16 protein-coding genes are annotated in these 17,224 nt (G+C 62.3%); 7 read left to right on the forward strand and 9 right to left on the reverse strand.

Annotated elements, in window-relative coordinates:
* Window positions 1-7: 7 nt before the first annotated feature.
* Window positions 8-223, forward strand: a complete 216-nt coding sequence (locus KW568_RS01025; protein WP_003255829.1) for a molybdopterin-binding protein — start codon at window positions 8-10, stop codon at window positions 221-223.
* A 147-nt stretch (window positions 224-370) separates the two neighbouring features.
* On the opposite strand, the gene KW568_RS01030 is transcribed toward KW568_RS01025, so the two are convergent.
* From KW568_RS01030 to KW568_RS01045, 4 genes are all read right to left on the reverse strand, one after another.
* Entirely contained in the window at window positions 371-1,003 is a 633-nt protein-coding gene (locus tag KW568_RS01030) for a TetR/AcrR family transcriptional regulator (protein ID WP_004576373.1), read from the reverse strand.
* On the reverse strand, window positions 1,003-2,580 hold the full coding sequence (gshA, locus tag KW568_RS01035; protein WP_004576372.1) for a glutamate--cysteine ligase: 1,578 nt from the start codon (window positions 2,578-2,580) through the stop codon (window positions 1,003-1,005). The genes KW568_RS01030 and gshA overlap by 1 nt, the downstream gene beginning before the upstream one ends.
* Before the next feature lie 153 nt (window positions 2,581-2,733).
* On the reverse strand, window positions 2,734-3,117 hold the full coding sequence (locus KW568_RS01040; RefSeq protein WP_003255824.1) for a PaaI family thioesterase: 384 nt from the start codon (window positions 3,115-3,117) through the stop codon (window positions 2,734-2,736).
* A complete protein-coding gene (locus KW568_RS01045) occupies window positions 3,117-5,441 on the reverse strand; it encodes a Tex family protein (RefSeq protein WP_004576371.1) in 2,325 nt (774 codons plus the stop codon). The genes KW568_RS01040 and KW568_RS01045 overlap by 1 nt, the downstream gene beginning before the upstream one ends.
* Window positions 5,442-5,658: 217 nt before the next feature.
* Between KW568_RS01045 and ompR the strand changes: the two genes are divergently transcribed.
* Both ompR and KW568_RS01055 read left to right on the forward strand, forming a co-directional pair.
* Window positions 5,659-6,399, forward strand: coding sequence for a two-component system response regulator OmpR (ompR, locus tag KW568_RS01050; protein ID WP_003255821.1), 741 nt, complete (start codon window positions 5,659-5,661; stop codon window positions 6,397-6,399).
* 13 nt (window positions 6,400-6,412) lie between these two features.
* Window positions 6,413-7,726, forward strand: a complete 1,314-nt coding sequence (locus KW568_RS01055; protein ID WP_003255819.1) for an ATP-binding protein — start codon at window positions 6,413-6,415, stop codon at window positions 7,724-7,726.
* A gap of 97 nt (window positions 7,727-7,823) precedes the next feature.
* Here the strand turns inward: KW568_RS01055 and rimK are convergent, their stop codons facing one another.
* Both rimK and KW568_RS01065 read right to left on the reverse strand, forming a co-directional pair.
* Window positions 7,824-8,729, reverse strand: a complete 906-nt coding sequence (gene rimK / locus KW568_RS01060; protein WP_003255817.1) for a 30S ribosomal protein S6--L-glutamate ligase — start codon at window positions 8,727-8,729, stop codon at window positions 7,824-7,826.
* The gene (locus tag KW568_RS01065) at window positions 8,726-9,208 is read right to left on the reverse strand and encodes an ATP-dependent zinc protease (protein WP_004576370.1); all 483 of its coding nucleotides are present in this window, start codon (window positions 9,206-9,208) and stop codon (window positions 8,726-8,728) included. Before KW568_RS01065 ends, rimK begins: the two co-directional genes overlap by 4 nt.
* A gap of 109 nt (window positions 9,209-9,317) precedes the next feature.
* On the opposite strand from KW568_RS01065, the gene KW568_RS01070 reads away from it, so the two are divergent.
* Window positions 9,318-9,719, forward strand: coding sequence for an RNA-binding S4 domain-containing protein (locus KW568_RS01070; protein WP_004576369.1), 402 nt, complete (start codon window positions 9,318-9,320; stop codon window positions 9,717-9,719).
* Window positions 9,720-9,746: 27 nt separating this feature from the next.
* Here KW568_RS01070 and KW568_RS01075 read toward each other — a convergent pair whose 3' ends face one another.
* On the reverse strand, window positions 9,747-10,541 hold the full coding sequence (locus tag KW568_RS01075; RefSeq protein ID WP_004576368.1) for a phosphatase PAP2 family protein: 795 nt from the start codon (window positions 10,539-10,541) through the stop codon (window positions 9,747-9,749).
* A gap of 120 nt (window positions 10,542-10,661) precedes the next feature.
* Between KW568_RS01075 and hslO the strand changes: the two genes are divergently transcribed.
* From hslO to KW568_RS01090, 3 genes are all read left to right on the forward strand, one after another.
* Complete coding sequence (gene hslO, locus KW568_RS01080) at window positions 10,662-11,561, forward strand: Hsp33 family molecular chaperone HslO (protein WP_003255808.1); 900 nt, start codon at window positions 10,662-10,664, stop codon at window positions 11,559-11,561.
* A gap of 179 nt (window positions 11,562-11,740) precedes the next feature.
* Window positions 11,741-13,282: a phosphoenolpyruvate carboxykinase gene (locus KW568_RS01085; RefSeq protein ID WP_003255806.1), complete on the forward strand. Its 1,542-nt coding sequence runs from the start codon at window positions 11,741-11,743 to the stop codon at window positions 13,280-13,282.
* Between the two features lie 416 nt (window positions 13,283-13,698).
* Complete coding sequence (locus KW568_RS01090) at window positions 13,699-14,139, forward strand: thioesterase family protein (protein WP_003255804.1); 441 nt, start codon at window positions 13,699-13,701, stop codon at window positions 14,137-14,139.
* Between the two features lie 56 nt (window positions 14,140-14,195).
* Here KW568_RS01090 and KW568_RS01095 read toward each other — a convergent pair whose 3' ends face one another.
* Both KW568_RS01095 and KW568_RS01100 read right to left on the reverse strand, forming a co-directional pair.
* On the reverse strand, window positions 14,196-14,678 hold the full coding sequence (locus KW568_RS01095; protein ID WP_003255803.1) for a glycine zipper domain-containing protein: 483 nt from the start codon (window positions 14,676-14,678) through the stop codon (window positions 14,196-14,198).
* A 196-nt stretch (window positions 14,679-14,874) separates the two neighbouring features.
* Window positions 14,875-17,220, reverse strand: coding sequence for an FdhF/YdeP family oxidoreductase (locus tag KW568_RS01100; RefSeq protein WP_004575934.1), 2,346 nt, complete (start codon window positions 17,218-17,220; stop codon window positions 14,875-14,877).
* Window positions 17,221-17,224 lie beyond the last annotated feature (4 nt).

Genomic DNA, 17,224 nt, shown 5'->3' on the forward strand with positions numbered 1-17,224 from the left:
GCAAACCATGACTATCAAAGCCATCAATGTTCGCAACCAGTTCAAAGGTACTGTGAAAGAAATCCTCGAAGGCCCGGTACTGTCGGAAATCGACGTGCAGACGGCTTCGGGTATCGTCACTTCGGTGATTACCACCCGTTCCGTGCGTGAGCTGGAGTTGCAGGTGGGCAGTGAAGTGATTGCCTTTGTGAAGTCGACTGAAGTGTCTATCGCCAAGCTGTGATGCGGCGGGTCGATATTGGGGCTGCTTTGCAGCCCTTCGCGGGTGAACCCGCTCCTACGTCGACCGCGCACCAGCAAACCTCAGGGTTAACGCGGGGAGTGTAGGAGCGGGTTCACCCGCGAAGGGCGCGCAACGCGGCCCCATGATTCAGCGGGAACGCTTGGCCAGAAACGGCGGCAGGTACAACCCCAGATACGCTTCGAACACCCGCTTGCCTTCCTCGGCCATGCGCAGGGTGATCGCCTCGTGCAACTGCACCGACCGCGCATACACCCGGTCGCTCAATTCCATGGCCAAGGCAAACACGTCCACATCCAGTGGCATCACCGGCAGGTGAAAATGCTGGTCGAACAACGTGTGCATCAAGTCGCCCAGTTCCATGTCGTGCTGCCGGTCGGCCTGCACCACCTCGCTCAGGCCATGCTGCGCCAGGATCAACTGCCGCGCTGCTGCATCCTCGTTATAGATATCAAGCATGCGTTGTTCGATCAGCCGTGACAGTTCGTGCCAGGTGCTGAGCGCGCTGCTGTCGATCGGTGCGCTCAGGGCTTCGCGAAACGCCCGGTGCACATCTGCAGTAAGTGCCTCCAGCAAGGCCGGCACGCTGGCGAAAAAGTGATACACCGACGAAGGCGGAATCTGCGCCCGCTCGGCCACGCTGTAGATAGACAGTGCTGCCACCCCTTGCTCGGCCAACAGCTCACGCGCAGCCGCCAGGATCGCCTCGATCCTGGCCTGGCTGCTGGCGCGCGGTTTGCGCGGGGTGGTGGTGCGGTTCATCAGCTGCTGATTGCCAGGATGCTGGCCTGGTAGGCGCCGACGAACAGGTCGAAATCACCGACTTCGTCTCGCTCCAGCTCGGACTGCCTGGCGAGCGACTCTCGGGCCAGCGTCTCGAATGCTTGCTGCTTTTCGTTGCTCAGCGGTTGCTCGCGGAAAGTCTTGGCGTGCACACGGCTCTGGCGCAGCGAGAACTGGACGAAACTCTCGTCATGCTCGGTCATGCGTGCCAGCACCTGGGCCGACGGGGTCAGCGAGGTGTCGTCGACCTTGGCCTGCTGCGCATCCAGGGCCTTGGCGTGCTCATCAGAACCTTGCGCCTGGTCGAGCAGATTGGCCAATTTGCGGATACGCTCGATCAGCTCGCTGGCCCAGTCTTTCAGGCTGATCGGCTGGCCATTGCGGTGCAACTCCAGGCCCGGACGACGACCTTCCTTGACCACGGTCAGGAAGTTGCTGGTGCACTGGCCGCACTCACCGTTGTCCAGTTGCGGGCTGTCTTCCAAGGCGCAGAACAGCAGGAATGCGTCGAGGAAGCGCGCCTCGGTCAGGTCGATACCGACCGGCAGGAACGGGTTGATGTCCAGGCAACGTACTTCCACATACTGCACGCCCCGCGAGGTCAGGGCCTGGATCGGCCGCTCGCCGGTGTAGGTGACGCGCTTGGGGCGGATGTTCGAGTAGTACTCGTTTTCGATCTGCAGAATGTTGGTGTTCAGCTGAACCCACTCGCCATCCACATGCGTGCCGATTTCAACGTAAGGCGGGTAGGGCGTGCCAACGGCCTTGCGCAGGCTGTCGGTGTAGCTGGCCAGGTTGTTGTAGCAGGGCGTCAGGCCGGCCTGGGCGTTGCTCTGGTAACCCAGGTCGCTCATGCGCAGGCTGGTGGCATAAGGCAGGAACAGGGTTTCGGCATCCAGCTCTTCGAGCTGGTGCGGGCGGCCACGCAGGAAGCCTTTGTCCAGGGCCGGCGAGGCGCCGAACAGGTACATCAGCAGCCAGCTGTAGCGGCGGAAGTTACGAATCAGCGCGATGTAGGCCGACGACTGGTAGTCGCGGTCATTTTCCGTACTGCCTTCGGCTTCGCGCAGCAGTGGCCAAAGCGCTTCGGGCAGCGAGAAGTTGTAATGAATACCGGCGATGCACTGCATGGTGCGGCCGTAACGCAGGGCCAGGCCCTTGCGGTAGACGTGTTTGAGCTTGCCGATATTCGAGCTGCCGTACTCGGCGATCGGGATGTCCTCCTCGGCCGGCAGCGTGCACGGCATCGACGGGCTCCACAGGTATTCGTCGCCCAGCTTGCTGTAGACGAAACGGTGGGTCTCTTCGAGGCTTTCGAGCACCTTGGCCGGATCGGCCAGGGCCGGGGTGATGAACTCCAGCAGCGACTCGGAATAGTCGGTGGTGATCTGCTCGTTGGTCAGCGCCGATCCCAGTGCTTCCGGGTGCGGGGTCTGGGCCAGGCGACCTTCATCGGTCACGCGCAGGCATTCGCGCTCAATACCGTGCAGGCACTGCTTGAGCAGGGGGAGATTGGCGCCGAGCAGGCTCAGGCGGCGGTTGAGGAGTTCGCTCAAGATGTATTCCTTCACGCGTCAGTCGCCCCAATATGGGGGTAGAGATAACGGTCTACAAGGGTAGGAAGAAAGGAACTGGCGTTGTCGCCTGGTTTACGCGGTTCCAGCAGTGCCAGCGCACTGCTGAAAATACCGCAGATACTGCTTGGTGAGCTAGAGAACCGCGAAGGTTCCTTGCGCTTTGGCCACCAGCTTGTCGCCCTGAACTACGTCGGCGTCGACCACCAGGGTGCGCCGCCCGGCGTGCAGCACGCGGGCGGTGCACAGCACTTCGCCGTCGCTGACGGCACGCATGTAGTTGATCTTGCACTCGATGGTGACGCTTTGCTGGTCAAAGCCATGGCTGGCCGAGCAGGCCAGGCCCATGGCGATATCCACCAGGCTGAAGATCGCCCCGCCGTGCAGCTTCTGGCCACGGTTGCGCAACTGGGGCTCCAGCGCCAGGGCTACCTCGGCAACACCTGTGTCCAGGTGTTGCAGGCGGCAGCCCAGCAGTTGGCTGAAGGCGCTTTCGACGTATTCGCGTGGTACGTCCATTACTTCTTCTTCAATTGCTTGGCGTTGGCGAACAGCGAGGCCATGGCGTTGTTGGCCGGCGCAGCCGTGGCGGTTTCACGCTGGCGCGGTGCCTGCTGCTGGCGGCTGCCACCATTGCCGCGGTTACCACCGCGGTTGCCTTCGACCTTCTCGCCCGGGGTGTCGCTCATGCGCATGGACAGGCCGACGCGTTTGCGCGGGATGTCCACTTCCATGACCTTGACCTTGACCACATCGCCGGCCTTGACCGCTTCACGCGGGTCTTTGACGAACTTCTCCGACAGCGCCGAGATATGCACCAGGCCATCCTGGTGCACGCCGATGTCGACGAAGGCACCGAAGTTGGTAACGTTTGTCACCACGCCTTCGAGGATCATGCCCGGTTCCAGGTCCTTGAGGTCTTCGACGCCGTCCTGGAAGGTGGCGGTCTTGAACTCCGGACGCGGGTCGCGGCCGGGCTTGTCCAGCTCTTGCAGGATGTCGGTGACAGTTGGCAGGCCGAAGGTTTCGTCGGTGAACTTTTTCGGGTCCAGGCGCTTGAGGAAGCTGCTGTCACCAATCAGCGAGCGGATGTCGCGGTCGGTATCGGCAGCAATGCGCTGCACCAGCGGGTAAGCCTCAGGGTGCACCGCAGAGGCGTCCAGTGGGTTGTCGCCGTTCATCACACGCAGGAAGCCGGCGGCCTGCTCGAAGGTTTTCTCACCCAGGCGGCTGACCTTTTTCAGCGCTGCACGGGTGGCAAACGGACCATTGGCATCGCGGTGGGCGACGATGTTCTGTGCCAGCGTGGCATTGAGGCCGGAGATGCGCGTCAGCAGCGCCACCGAAGCGGTGTTCACGTCCACGCCCACGGCGTTCACACAGTCCTCGACCACCGCGTCCAGGCCACGTGCCAGTTTCAGCTGGGACACGTCGTGCTGGTACTGGCCGACACCGATGGATTTCGGATCGATCTTCACCAGTTCGGCAAGCGGATCCTGCAGGCGACGGGCGATCGACACGGCGCCGCGGATCGACACGTCCAGGTCCGGGAACTCGCGGGCGGCCAGTTCCGATGCCGAGTACACCGAAGCACCGGCTTCGGAGACCATGATCTTGGTGATTTTGAGGGCTGGATATTTCTTGACCAGCTCGGCCACCAGCTTGTCGCTTTCGCGGCTGGCGGTGCCGTTGCCGATGGCGATCAGCTCCACCGAGTGTTTGGCGCACAGTGCGGCCATGATGGAAATGGTGCGGTCCCAGTCGTTCTTCGGCGCGTGCGGGTAGACCGTGGTGTGGTCCAGCAGTTTGCCGGTTGCGTCGACCACGGCGATCTTGCAGCCGGTGCGCAGGCCTGGGTCGAAGCCCAGGGTGGCGCGCGGACCGGCCGGGGCGGCCAGCAGCAGATCGTGCAGGTTGTGGGCGAACACGTTGATCGCCTCGCCTTCGGCATTGTCACGCAGCTCGCCGAACAGGTCGGTCTCCAGGTGGGTGTACAGCTTGACCTTCCAGGTCCAGCGCACCACTTCTCCCAGCCACTTGTCGGCGGGTCGGCTGCGGTTTTCGATGCCGACGTGGTTGCCGATCATCAGTTCGCATGGGTGCAGGGTGCCGGGCAGTTCTTCGCCGACCTTCAGCGAGACGCTCAACACGCCTTCGTTGCGCCCGCGGAAGATCGCCAGGGCACGGTGCGATGGCGCAGTACGCAGCAGCTCGTCATGAGCGAAGTAGTCGCGGAACTTGGCGCCTTCCTCTTCCTTGCCAGCCACGACGCGGGCGCTGAGCACGGCTTCCTGCTTGAGATAGCTGCGCAGCTTGTCGAGCAGGGCGGCGTCTTCGGCAAAGCGCTCCATCAGGATGTATTTGGCGCCTTCCAGCGCGGCCTTGACGTCGGCTACGCCCTTTTCGACGTTGACGAAGCGTGCGGCTTCGCTTTCCGGGGCCAGGGTCGGGTCGTTGAACAGGCCATCGGCCAGTTCGCCGAGGCCGGCTTCCAGGGCGATCTGGCCCTTGGTGCGGCGTTTCTGCTTGTAGGGCAGGTAAAGGTCTTCGAGGCGGGTCTTGGTGTCGGCCAGCTTGATCTCGCGGGCCAGTTCCGGGGTCAGCTTGCCCTGTTCCTCGATGCTGGAAAGGATGCTGGCGCGGCGCTCGTCGAGTTCGCGCAGGTAGCGCAGGCGCTCTTCCAGGTGGCGCAACTGAGTGTCGTCAAGGCTACCGGTCACTTCCTTGCGGTAGCGGGCGATGAAGGGCACGGTCGAGCCTTCGTCCAACAGGCTCACGGCCGCCTCGACCTGCTGCGGGCGTACGCCCAGTTCCTCGGCGATACGGCTGTTGATGCTGTCCATGTAAACCACCTGACATTTGTGAATACGGGGGTCGCCTGTGGGCTTTTTGCCCGGCGGCGCTGGATGAAAGCCGCGCATTATACCCATCGCAAACGGCTTGCGGTGATGGCGCCCGGCCAGCCGGAACTGGCGCCGGGGGAAAAATCTGCTAACAATGCTCACGCAACGTGCAGCAATGGCTACGCCATAATGCGCGGCGATATCAGAGGAGTTATTCATGACCGGCACGCCAAACACCGCTGAAGGTGACAAGATTCTCATCGTCGACGACGATCCGGGGCTTAGCAGCCTGCTGGAACGTTTCTTCACCAGCAAGGGCTACCGTGCCCGTGCAGTGCCCAACACCGAGCAGATGGATCGCCTGCTGCAGCGCGAGGTGTTCAACCTGGTGGTGCTCGACCTGATGCTGCCAGGCGAGGATGGTCTGTCCGCCTGCAAGCGCCTGCGCCAGCAGAACAACCAGATCCCGATCATCATGCTGACCGCCAAGGGCGACGAGCTCAGCCGCATCAAGGGCCTGGAGCTGGGCGCCGACGACTACCTGGGCAAACCGTTCAACCCGGACGAACTGATGGCCCGGGTCAAGGCGGTGCTGCGTCGCCAGGCGCCGAGCGTGCCGGGAGCGCCGGGCAGCGAAGACGAGTCGGTCACCTTCGGCGACTATGAACTGTCGCTGGCCACCCGCGAGCTCAAGCGCGGCAACGAAGTGCACATGCTCACCACCGGCGAGTTCGCCGTGCTCAAGGCCCTGGTGATGCACGCCCGTGAGCCGTTGACCCGCGACAAGCTGATGAACCTGGCGCGCGGCCGCGAATGGGATGCGCTGGAGCGCTCCATCGATGTGCAGATCTCACGCCTGCGTCGCATGATCGAGCCGGACCCGTCCAAGCCGCGTTACATCCAGACCGTCTGGGGCGTCGGCTACGTGTTCGTACCGGACGGAAACGCCGGAAAATGATGCCTGAACGTCGATGAAAACACCGCTCTGGTTTCCGCAAAGTTTCTTCGCCCGCACCCTGTGGCTGGTGTTGATCGTCGTTCTGTTCTCCAAGGCGCTGACCCTGGTCTACCTGCTGATGAACGAGGACGTGCTGGTCGACCGTCAGTACAGCCATGGTGTAGCGCTGACCTTGCGCGCCTATTGGGCCGCCGACGAAGAAAACCGCGACAAGATCGCCGAGGCGGCAGGCCTTATCCGGGTGACCGGCTCGGGTGTGCCCGAAGGCGAGCAGCATTGGCCCTACAGTGAAATCTACCAACGGCAGATGCAGGCCGAGCTGGGTGACGACACCGAAGTGCGGCTGCGCATTCATGCACCGCCCGCGTTGTGGGTCAATGCGCCAAGCCTGGGGCCGGGTTGGCTGAAAGTGCCGCTGTACCCGCACCCATTGCGTGGGCAGAAGATCTGGAACGTGCTGGGCTGGTTCCTGGCCATTGGCTTGTTGTCCACAGCATCGGCGTGGATTTTTGTGCGTCAGCTCAACCAGCCGCTCAAACGCTTGGTGTTCGCCGCCCGCCAGCTTGGCCAGGGGCGCAGTGTGCGCCTGCCGATCAGCGATACCCCCAGCGAGATGACCGAGGTGTACAAGGCGTTCAACCAGATGGCCGAGGATGTCGAGCAGGCCGGGCGCGAGCGCGAGTTGATGCTGGCCGGGGTTTCCCACGACTTGCGCACGCCACTGACGCGCCTGCGTCTGTCGCTGTCCTTGCTGAACAGCGACAACGAGCTGAGCGATGACATGGTTCGCGATATCGAGGACATGGACGCGATTCTCGATCAGTTCCTGGCCTTCATCCGCGATGGCCGTGACGAGCCGGTGGAAGAGGTCGACCTTGCTGACTTGGTGCGTGAGGTGGTGGCTCCGTACAACCAGCCGGAAGAGCGTGTGCGCCTGTGCCTGGAGCCGATTCCACCGTTCCCGCTGCGCCGGGTTTCGCTCAAGCGCATGCTGGGCAACCTGATCGGCAACGCCCTGCACCATGCTGGCAAGGGGGTCGAGGTGGCTGCCTATGTGTCAGGCGATGAGAGTGCGCCGTATGTGGTGCTCAGTGTGCTGGACCGGGGCACCGGTATTGACGAGTCGGAGCTGGAAACCATTTTCAACCCGTTCATTCGCGGTGACCGGGCGCGGGGCGGCAAGGGCACCGGGTTGGGGCTGGCGATCGTGAAGCGGATTGCTGCGCAACATGGCGGGAACGTGGAGTTGCGTAACCGGTCTGGCGGCGGGATCGAGGCGCGGGTCAGGTTGCCGCTGGGGCTGCTGCTGCCGCGTAATGCTGTGTGAGGCTCACTGGCCTCTTCGCGGTTAAAGCCGCTCCTACAGGGACTCTGCAATACCTGTGGCAGCGGCTTAGCCGCGAAGAGGCGGGCACAGGCTTGAATCAGCCTTTGCCCTTGGTCCGGGTCTGATTGGGCCCGCCATTCTTCTCCAGGTGCTCGATGATCATCCCGGCGACGTTCTTGCCGGTGGTGACTTCAATGCCCTCCAGCCCTGGCGACGAGTTTACCTCCATCACCAACGGCCCGTGGTTGGAACGCAGGATATCCACACCCGCCACGCTCAACCCCATCACCTTGGCCGCCCGGATGGCGGTGATGCGCTCTTCTGGGGTGATTTTTATCAGGCTGGCGACGCCACCCCGGTGCAGGTTGGAGCGGAACTCGCCCGGTTTGGCCTGACGCTTCATCGAGGCAATTACTTTGTCGCCTACCACGAAGCATCGGATATCTGCGCCACCGGCCTCCTTGATGTACTCCTGAACCATGATGTTTTGCTTGAGGCCCATGAACGCTTCGATTACCGACTCGGCCGCCTGGGGGGTTTCGCACAGCACCACGCCAATGCCCTGGGTGCCTTCCAGTACCTTGATCACCAGCGGGGCACCGTTGACCATCTGGATCAAGTCGGGGATGTCATCCGGCGAGTGGGCGAAACCGGTGATCGGCAAGCCGATGCCGCGCCGCGACAACAGCTGCAACGAGCGCAGCTTGTCGCGCGAGCGGGCAATGGCTACCGACTCGTTGAGCGGGTAGACGCCCATCATTTCGAACTGGCGCAGCACCGCGCAGCCATAGAACGTAACCGAAGCACCTATGCGCGGGATCACGGCATCGAAGCCTTCCAGCGGCTTGCCGCGGTAGTGGATCTGCGGCTTGTGGCTGGCAATGTTCATGTATGCCCGCAGGGTATCGATCACCACCATTTCGTGGCCACGCTGGGTACCGGCTTCGACCAGGCGGCGGGTGGAATACAGACGCGGATTGCGCGACAGCACAGCGATCTTCATGCAGCACCTGTGACAGGGGAAAGGGTGGCCGGGAAGGCCGGTTTGTCTTGTACGTATTTCAGGCCTGGGTTCACTACCAGCTGGCCGTGTATCAGGGCCTTGGAGCCAAGCAACAGGCGGTAGCGCATGTTCTTGCGGCAGGCCAGGGTGAACTCCACCTCCCACACACCATCACCCAGCGCCAGTGACGTGCGGATGACGTAGCGGGTCTGGGCGTGGCCGTTGGAGCTCTTGATGGTCTTCATCGTCACCAACGGTGCCTCGCAGCGGCGGTGGCGCAACTGCACCACCGAGCCCAGGTGCGCAGTGAAGCGAACCCAGGGCTGGCCGTCGCGCTCGAAGGGTTCCACTTCGGTGGCATGCAGGCTCGACGTGCTGGCACCGGTGTCGATCTTGGCGCGCAGCCCGGCCACGCCGAGGTCAGGCAGGGCGACCCACTCGCGCAGGCCGATCACAGTCAAATGGTCAAATGTCTTCACGAAGCGCACCCTGCGAATGAGGTGGAGAACTTTAAGCACGGCGGGGACTTTTTGCATCCGTATGTGAAGGTAGTACAGTTCGATGAAAGACAGAATCCGAGGTAACGGGATGGCACAAAAAGCCGAAGACGACGACAAGGTTCGCCTGGACAAATGGTTGTGGGCGGCGCGTTTCTACAAGACGCGAGCGCTGGCCAAGGCGGCGATCGAGAGTGGCAAGGTGCATTGCCGGGGCGAGCGTTGCAAGCCGGGCAAAGAGCCGCGAGTGGGCGACGCGTTCGTGCTGCGTACCGGCTTCGATGAGCGCACGGTGGTGGTGAAGGCGCTGTCGGTGGTGCGTCGTGGTGCCCCAGAGGCGCAGGCGTTGTACGAGGAAACCGAAGAAAGTGTGCGTCGCCGTGAACAGGCGGCTGAGATGCGTAAGGCCGGGGCCATGGGCGTGACCACCGATGGCCGGCCGACCAAGAAGCAGCGGCGGCAGATTCACCAGCTGCATGGAAGGTACGATTGAATGGGGCTGCTGCGCAGCCCCAGGAATCTAGCGCAACACCGCCATTCGTCCGACCAGCGGTAACGTGGACAGCAGCTTGAACAACGGCGCTGTCCAGCGCATCAACGCCTCGCTGCCTTTGGCCGCCAGGGGCGTGTAGTAGCTCCAGCCCAACGCCAGTACGGCCATCAGCAAGCCGCCGATGTAGTCGTCCTGCCCCCAGTGGGCACCGGCCACCAGGCGCGGCAGCATGAACAGCGCTGCGAGCCCCCAGACCACTAGGTATTGCACAAGGCGGCGGCTGAACACGCTCATGAACAGCGCCCAGATCAGCAGCACCGAGGCGTGATCACCCGGGAAACTTTTGCTTGAGCGGTCCTTGAGTTCCCAGGCCGCCTCCAGGTTCGGGTAATAGTCACTCAGGTGCACGACGTCGTCGAAGATCATCGATGGGCTCTTGTGTTGCCACCCGGCTGCATCCACCCACTTGGAAAACAGCGCGCGAATCACCACTAAGAGGAGTAGCGTGACCAGAAAGCCGAAAAATGCCTGGCGAACCTGAGCGGCCTTGAACACCCAGTCACCACGAATGAGCACAGCGAGCAGGATCAGGCCGACGACGATGTCGAACGGGCGTAGGCTGCCGATGGTCCAGATGTAGCGCCAGGTGGTGCTATCGGCCAGCGGCGCGTTCAGGCTGCGGAACAGCCACTCGTCGAAAGTCAGGCACAGGATCTGGCCAAAAGGCCATAACCAGAAACACAGTAGAGCGATGGGAAGCAGCGTACAGGCTGCCAATGGTCCCCAGGACCACCTTGCTTGGAACAGTGGTCGATTGTCCATAAAATACCTCTATTGCAAACAGGAATCGGAGCGCCTTGTGAGCGCTCTGTCACGGGTTCTCGCCGATTCTCGACAACCCTTGTAACCATTTTGTCATCATTTTTTAGATAGCCGAAACCTATGAGCGATTTGCCTGATACAGATTTCACCCAACGTTTCCTCTTCGACGAGCGCGATGTGCGCGGCGAGTGGGTGTCTCTCGATGACAGCTACGCCGCAGTGTTGGCGCGTCACGAGTACCCTCAGCCGGTCAAGGTGCTGCTCGGTGAGTTGATGGCCGCCACCGCCTTGCTGGTGGGTGCGATGAAGTTCGATGGCTTGCTGATTCTGCAGGCGCGTTCGGCTGGGCCGATTCCGCTGCTGATGGTGGAATGCTCCAGCGACCGCGAGATCCGCGGCATGGCCCGCTACGAAGCGGACCAGATTTCGGCTGATGCCACCCTGTCGCAGCTGATGCCCGACGGCCACCTGACCCTGACCATCGACCCGGTCAAGGGCCAGCGCTATCAGGGGACCGTCGACCTCGATGGCGCCAACCTGTCGGAATGTTTCACCAGCTACTTCGTCCAGTCGCAGCAGCTCAATACCCGTTTCTGGCTCAATGCCGCAGGCGGCAAGGCCCGTGGGCTGTTGCTGCAGCAACTGCCGCGTGATCGCCAGCCGGATGATGAAGAGCGCGAAGACAGCTGGCAGCACGTGGTGGCCCTGGCCAAGACGCTCAAGCCTGAAGAGTGGACAGAGGGCAACGAAACCCTGCTGCACCGCCTGTACCACGAAGACGCCGTGCGCCTGTTCGATATCCAGCCACTGCGCTTCAATTGCAGCTGTTCGCGGGAACGCTCCGGCAATGCGCTGGTCAGTCTGGGCGAACACGACGCCAAGGCGCTGGTGGACGAATGTGGCGGGACGGTAGAGATCGATTGCCAGTTCTGCAACGAGCGCTACTTCTTCGATGCCAGCGATGTGGCGCAACTGTTTGCGGGTGGCGGTACTGACGTGGCCTCAGAAACTCGTCACTGAAACGTTAAATCACAGGATAATCTCCTGTCGAATTGCGCAAAAGCGCAGTTCTGACAGGAGGGGCCTACTTTTTTTGGGCGTTTCTGGCATAATCCGGCCACTTTTTTCGCTGTAGTAGTTTTTTCAAGACAACTACAAAACGTTTGGAGCACTCGGCCTCGGGCCGGATGGGGTATCTCATGACGCAAGCCAACAACACCGTGTACACCGACCTGAGCGTCGATGAGCTGGTAAAAGAAGCGCTGCAACGCGGTGAAGGCGTACTAGCCGATACTGGCGCACTGGTCGTGGAGACTGGTCACCGTACTGGCCGCTCGCCGGCTGACCGTTTCATCGTCGAAGAACCTTCCACCCAGGACGCCATTTCCTGGGGCCCGATCAACCGCAAGTTCCCGGCTGACAAGTTCGATGCCCTGTGGGCTCGCGTCGAGGCGTTCAACAACGCCCAGGATCACTTCGTTTCCTATGTTCACGTAGGGGCCGCAGCCGAGCACTACCTGCCGGTGAAGATGACCACCCAGACTGCCTGGCAGAACCTGTTCGGTCGTTGCCTGTTCATCAACCCGGAGCAGTTCAACCCGGCTGGCCGCGACCAGTGGCAGATCCTCAACGTCGCCAACTTCGTGTGCGAGCCTGAGCGTGACGGCACCAACTCCGACGGTTGCGTGATCATCAACTTCGCCCAGAAGAAAGTGCTGATCGCTGGCATGCGCTACGCCGGCGAAATGAAGAAAGCCATGTTCTCGGTGCAGAACTTCCTGCTGCCGGCTGCCGACGTACTGCCAATGCACTGCGCAGCCAACATCGGCGAAGAAGGCGATGTGACCTTGTTCTTCGGCCTGTCCGGTACTGGCAAGACCACCCTTTCGGCTGACGAAAGCCGTTACCTGATCGGTGACGACGAGCACGGTTGGGGCGAAGGCGTTGTCTTCAACATGGAAGGCGGCTGCTACGCCAAGTGCATCGACTTGTCCGAAAAGAACGAGCCGGTCATCTGGAAAGCCATCAAGCACGGCGCAGTACTGGAAAACGTCGTTCTCGACGCCAACAAGCACGCCGATTACACCGACGTCAGCCTGACTCAGAACAGCCGTGCGGCCTACCCGCTGGAGCACGTTGCCAAGCGTTCGGAAGCGAACCTGGGCGGCGAGCCTAACGCAGTGATCTTCCTCACCTGCGACCTGACAGGTGTTCTGCCTCCGGTTTCGATCCTGAACAACGAGCAGGCGGCCTACCACTTCCTGTCCGGCTACACCGCGCTGGTCGGTTCCACTGAAATGGGCTCGGGCGGCGGCATCAAGTCGACCTTCTCCACCTGCTTCGGCGCACCGTTCTTCCCGCGTCCGGCTGGCGAGTACGCTGAGCTGCTGATCAAGCGTATCAATGGTTTCAACTCCAAGGTCTACCTGGTCAACACCGGCTGGACTGGTGGTGGCTACGGCGTTGGCAAGCGCTTCAGCATCCCCACCACCCGTGCCGTGATCGCTGCCATCCAGAGCGGCGCATTGGTCGGTGCCGAAACCGAGCACCTGGACATCATCAACCTGGACGTGCCGAAGGCCGTTCCGGGCGTTGAAACCGAACTGCTCAACCCGCGCACCAACTGGGCTGACAAAGCGGCCTACGACGAGGCTGCCAAAGGTCTGGCCAAGCTGTTCATCGAAAACTTCAAGAAGTTCGAAGTTTCCGACGCCATCAAAGCCGCTGGCCCGCAGCTGTAAGCCGAGCCCAGCCGCAACGAGAAAGCCGCCCCCAGGGGCGGCTTTTTTGTGGATGCGGGATTACCCGCGAAAAGGCTGGACGTGCTGGCCAATTTCCACCCGTGGTTCACCGTCGCAGCCGCCATCGTATTCGCGGGTAAACCCGCTCCTACACACTGATCGGTGGTGGGCGCAGGCCGTCGTGTAGGAGCGGGTTTACCCGCGAAAGGGCCGGGCCTGCTGGCCAATTTCCACCCGTGGTTCACCGTCGCGGCCGCCATCGTATTCGCGGGTAAACCCGCTCCTACACACTGATCGGTGGTGAGCGCAGGCCGTTGTAGGAGCGGGCTTGCCCGCGAAGGGGCCCGCATAGGCAGCGAAAGTCTGTTTTTTCTGTTTCACTGTCGGCATCCATAGCGAAGACAAGAGCCAGCCAGATGACCGAAGCCCCTCAGCGCACTGCCTTCTCCCACTTCCACCCGATCCTCACCCGCCCCCAGGACAACGACCTGAACGGCCACATCGCCGGTGCAACGGTGCACGGTTTTTTTGAAACCGCGATCCAGGCGTTTCTCGTCGAGCAGGCCGAACTGGACCTGCGGCACGGTGAACTGGCCGCCTTCGTGGTCAGTTCGGCTGCGGATTTCTACGCGCTACCGGGCTTCCCGGATTTGTTGGAGGTGGGGTTGGGAGTGACGCGACTGGCGGGCAGCACGGTAGAGTACCGGCTGGCGCTGTATCGCCCGGGCGAACCGGAGGCGTGCGCAGCAGGCACGGTAGTGCAGGTGTTCATCGAGCGCGACAGTGGCCGGCCTGTGGCGTTGCCAGAGGCGCTGCAGGTGATTCTGTCCGGCCTCGTGCTGGAGCGGCAGGCATAAAAAAGCCCCGCTGGCAGGGGCGGGGCTTTTGTTGCCGGGGGCAGGGCCCTCAGGCGTTAGTCGCGCCAGTGGCGCTTGTGCTTGCGGTGGCCATAGTGGTGACCACGGTCCCAGTGACGACGGTCGTCGTCGTAGCCGCGACGATAGCGGCGGCCATCGCGGTAATCGTCTTCGTCGGCCTCTTTGCCCAGGTAGTTACCCAGCGCACCACCGGCACCACCGCCGGCTGCCGCGCCAATGTAGCTACCCGTGGTGCCGCCCACGGAGCGACCGACCACGTTACCACCTGCAGCGCCCAGCGCGCCGCCGATAGCGGCCTCACCACGCTGGCGTTTGTCTGCGCCCAGGGCGCCACCTGCCGCACCGCCCAGACCGGCACCAATGGCGCCGCCGGTGCTGCCACCGATGGAGTTGCCCACGACAGAGCCCAGTACCCCACCCAATGCGCCGCCAATGCCGGCCTCGGTGGTGCCGCCTGCCATGGCAACGCCGCTGAGCAAGCTGAAAGACAACAACAGAATCGAGGAGTACTTCTTCATCAAGAGAGCCTCATAGGGATGACGAGGCGAATTTGAGGCTAAGAGACGTGGCTGGCAACGGAAATCCGACGAGTAACACGAGTTGTACACAATTCTCTAACTTGCTGTATTTACTATGAAACTTTATCGTTTTTAGGCTGTCTGAGACCTTTATGACAAAGCCCTGAGCCGCCACGGAACAGGGCTTTTTTCATTTTTACAGGATACGCCCGTCCTCGCGCGCACGCTCCAGCTTGATGGCAATGAACTTCGATGTTGGCGTATGGCTACCAACACCAATGCTCTCCAGTGGCACCAGCGGGTTCACCTCCGGGTAATACGCCGCCGCCTGCCCGGCAGGTATGTCGAAGGCCAGCAGGGTAAAGCCTTGCACCCGGCGCACATGTTCATCCCCCCACAGCGAAACGATGTCGACCTTCTGCCCCGGCTGGAAGCCCAGGCGGATGATGTCGGCTTCGTTGGCGAACAGCACCTCGCGTTGGCCGCGCACACCGCGGTAGCGGTCGTCCAGGCCGTAGATAGTGGTGTTGTACTGATCGTGCGAGCGCATCGATTGCATGATCAAGTCTGGCAACTGGCCGCTGGCCCGTACGCGTTCGTCAAGCAGCGTGTCGGGCAGCAGGTTGGCCTTGAAGTTGGCGCGGCCGGTGCTGGTCGCCCATTCGCGGCTGGCCGCGCTGTTGCCCAGATAGAAGCCACCCGGATTACGCAGGCGCTGGTTAAAGCCGCTGAAACCGGCAATGGTGTCGCCGATCAGATCGCGAATGCGGTCGTAGTCAGCCACCAGCCAGTGCCAGTCCACCGGTTGCTTGCCCAGCGTGGCGGCGGCGATGCCAGCGATCACTGCAGGTTCCGAGCGCATTTGCGTCGACAGCGGCTTCAGCTGGCCGTTGGAAGCGTGGACCATGCTGAACGAGTCTTCCACCGTGACTGCCTGCGGCCCGTCGGCCTGCAGGTCGATGTCGGTGCGGCCCAGGCACGGCAGGATCAGTGCCTGCTTGCCATGGACCAGGTGGCTACGGTTGAGCTTGGTGCTGATGTGCACGGTCAGCTCGCAGTTGCGCAGCGCCTGGGCGGTACGCTCAGTGTCGGGTGTGGCTTGGGCGAAGTTGCCGCCCAAGCCGATGAAAACCTTGGCCCGGCCATCGAGCATCGCGTGAATGGCTTCGACGGTGTTATGGCCATTGCGCCGCGGCACGGGGAAGCCATAGCGCTTTTCGATGGCATCCAGCAGCGCCTCTGGCGGGCGCTCGTTGATGCCCATGGTGCGGTCACCCTGCACGTTGCTGTGGCCACGCACCGGGCACAGGCCGGCGCCGGGCACGCCGATGTTGCCACGCAGCATCTGCAGGTTGACGATTTCCTGAATGGTCGGCACCGAATGACGGTGTTGGGTGATGCCCATCGCCCAGCACATGATCACCCGCTTGCCGCGGCAGTACATGCGCGCGGCCAGTTCTATATCCGCCAAGGTCAGGCCGGATTGTGCCTGGATGTGCGACCACGGCGTGGCGTCCACCACGGCCAGGTACTCATCGACGCCATGGCCATGTTCGGCGATGAAGGCGTGGTCGAACACGGCCGGTTCGCCGTTGGCCTGGGCTTCGCGTTCCCATTGCAGGGCGAACTTGGCCATGCCACGCAGCATCGCCATGTCGCCACCCAGGGCCGGGCGGAAGAAGGCGGTGTTGGTCGGACGGTCACTGTTGGTCAGCATTTCCAGTGGGTTCTGGGGGTGCTGGAAGCGCTCCAGACCACGCTCCTTGAGCGGGTTGATGCACACCACCTGGGCGCCACGTTTTACCGCATCGCGCAGTGGGTCGAGCATGCGCGGGTGATTGGTGCCGGGGTTCTGGCCCCAGACAAAAATAGAGTCGGCGTGCTCGAAGTCGTCGAAGGTGACTGTACCCTTGCCGACCCCGACGCTTTGCCCCAATGCCACGCCGCTGGCCTCATGGCACATGTTCGAGCAGTCAGGGAAGTTGTTGGTGCCGTAGGCGCGCACGAACAGTTGGTACAGGTACGCCGCTTCGTTGCTGGCACGTCCCGAGGTATAGAATTCGGCCTGGTCAGGGTTGGCCAGCTTGTTCAGTTCGCGGGCGATCAGGGCGAAGGCGGCATCCCAGCTGATCGGCAGGTAACGGTCGCTGGGTGCGTCGTAGACCATCGGTTCGGTCAGGCGCCCTTGGTACTCCAACCAGTAGTCGCTCTGCTGCAGCAGCGAGGTGACGCTGTAACGGGCGAAGAAGGCTGCATCGACACGGCGCTTGGTAGCTTCCCAGTTCACCGCCTTGGCGCCGTTCTCGCAGAACTTGACCATGCCGCTTTCCGGCGAATCCCCCCAGGCGCAGCCGGGGCAGTCGAAACCGCCGTTCTGGTTGGTCTTGAGCAGGGCGCGAATGTTCTTCAGCGCGTTATCGCTGCCGACCCATGCCTTGGCCACGCTACGCAGTGCGCCCCAACCGCCGGCGGGGCCGTGGTAGGGCTTGTAGCGAGGAGGGGAGGCTGGGGCGTTGTCCGGAAGATGTTGGTACGAGGTCACGACT

The sequence above is a fragment of the Pseudomonas sp. HD6515 genome (genome assembly GCF_024971855.1).
Lineage (GTDB): Bacteria > Pseudomonadota > Gammaproteobacteria > Pseudomonadales > Pseudomonadaceae > Aquipseudomonas > Aquipseudomonas alloputida.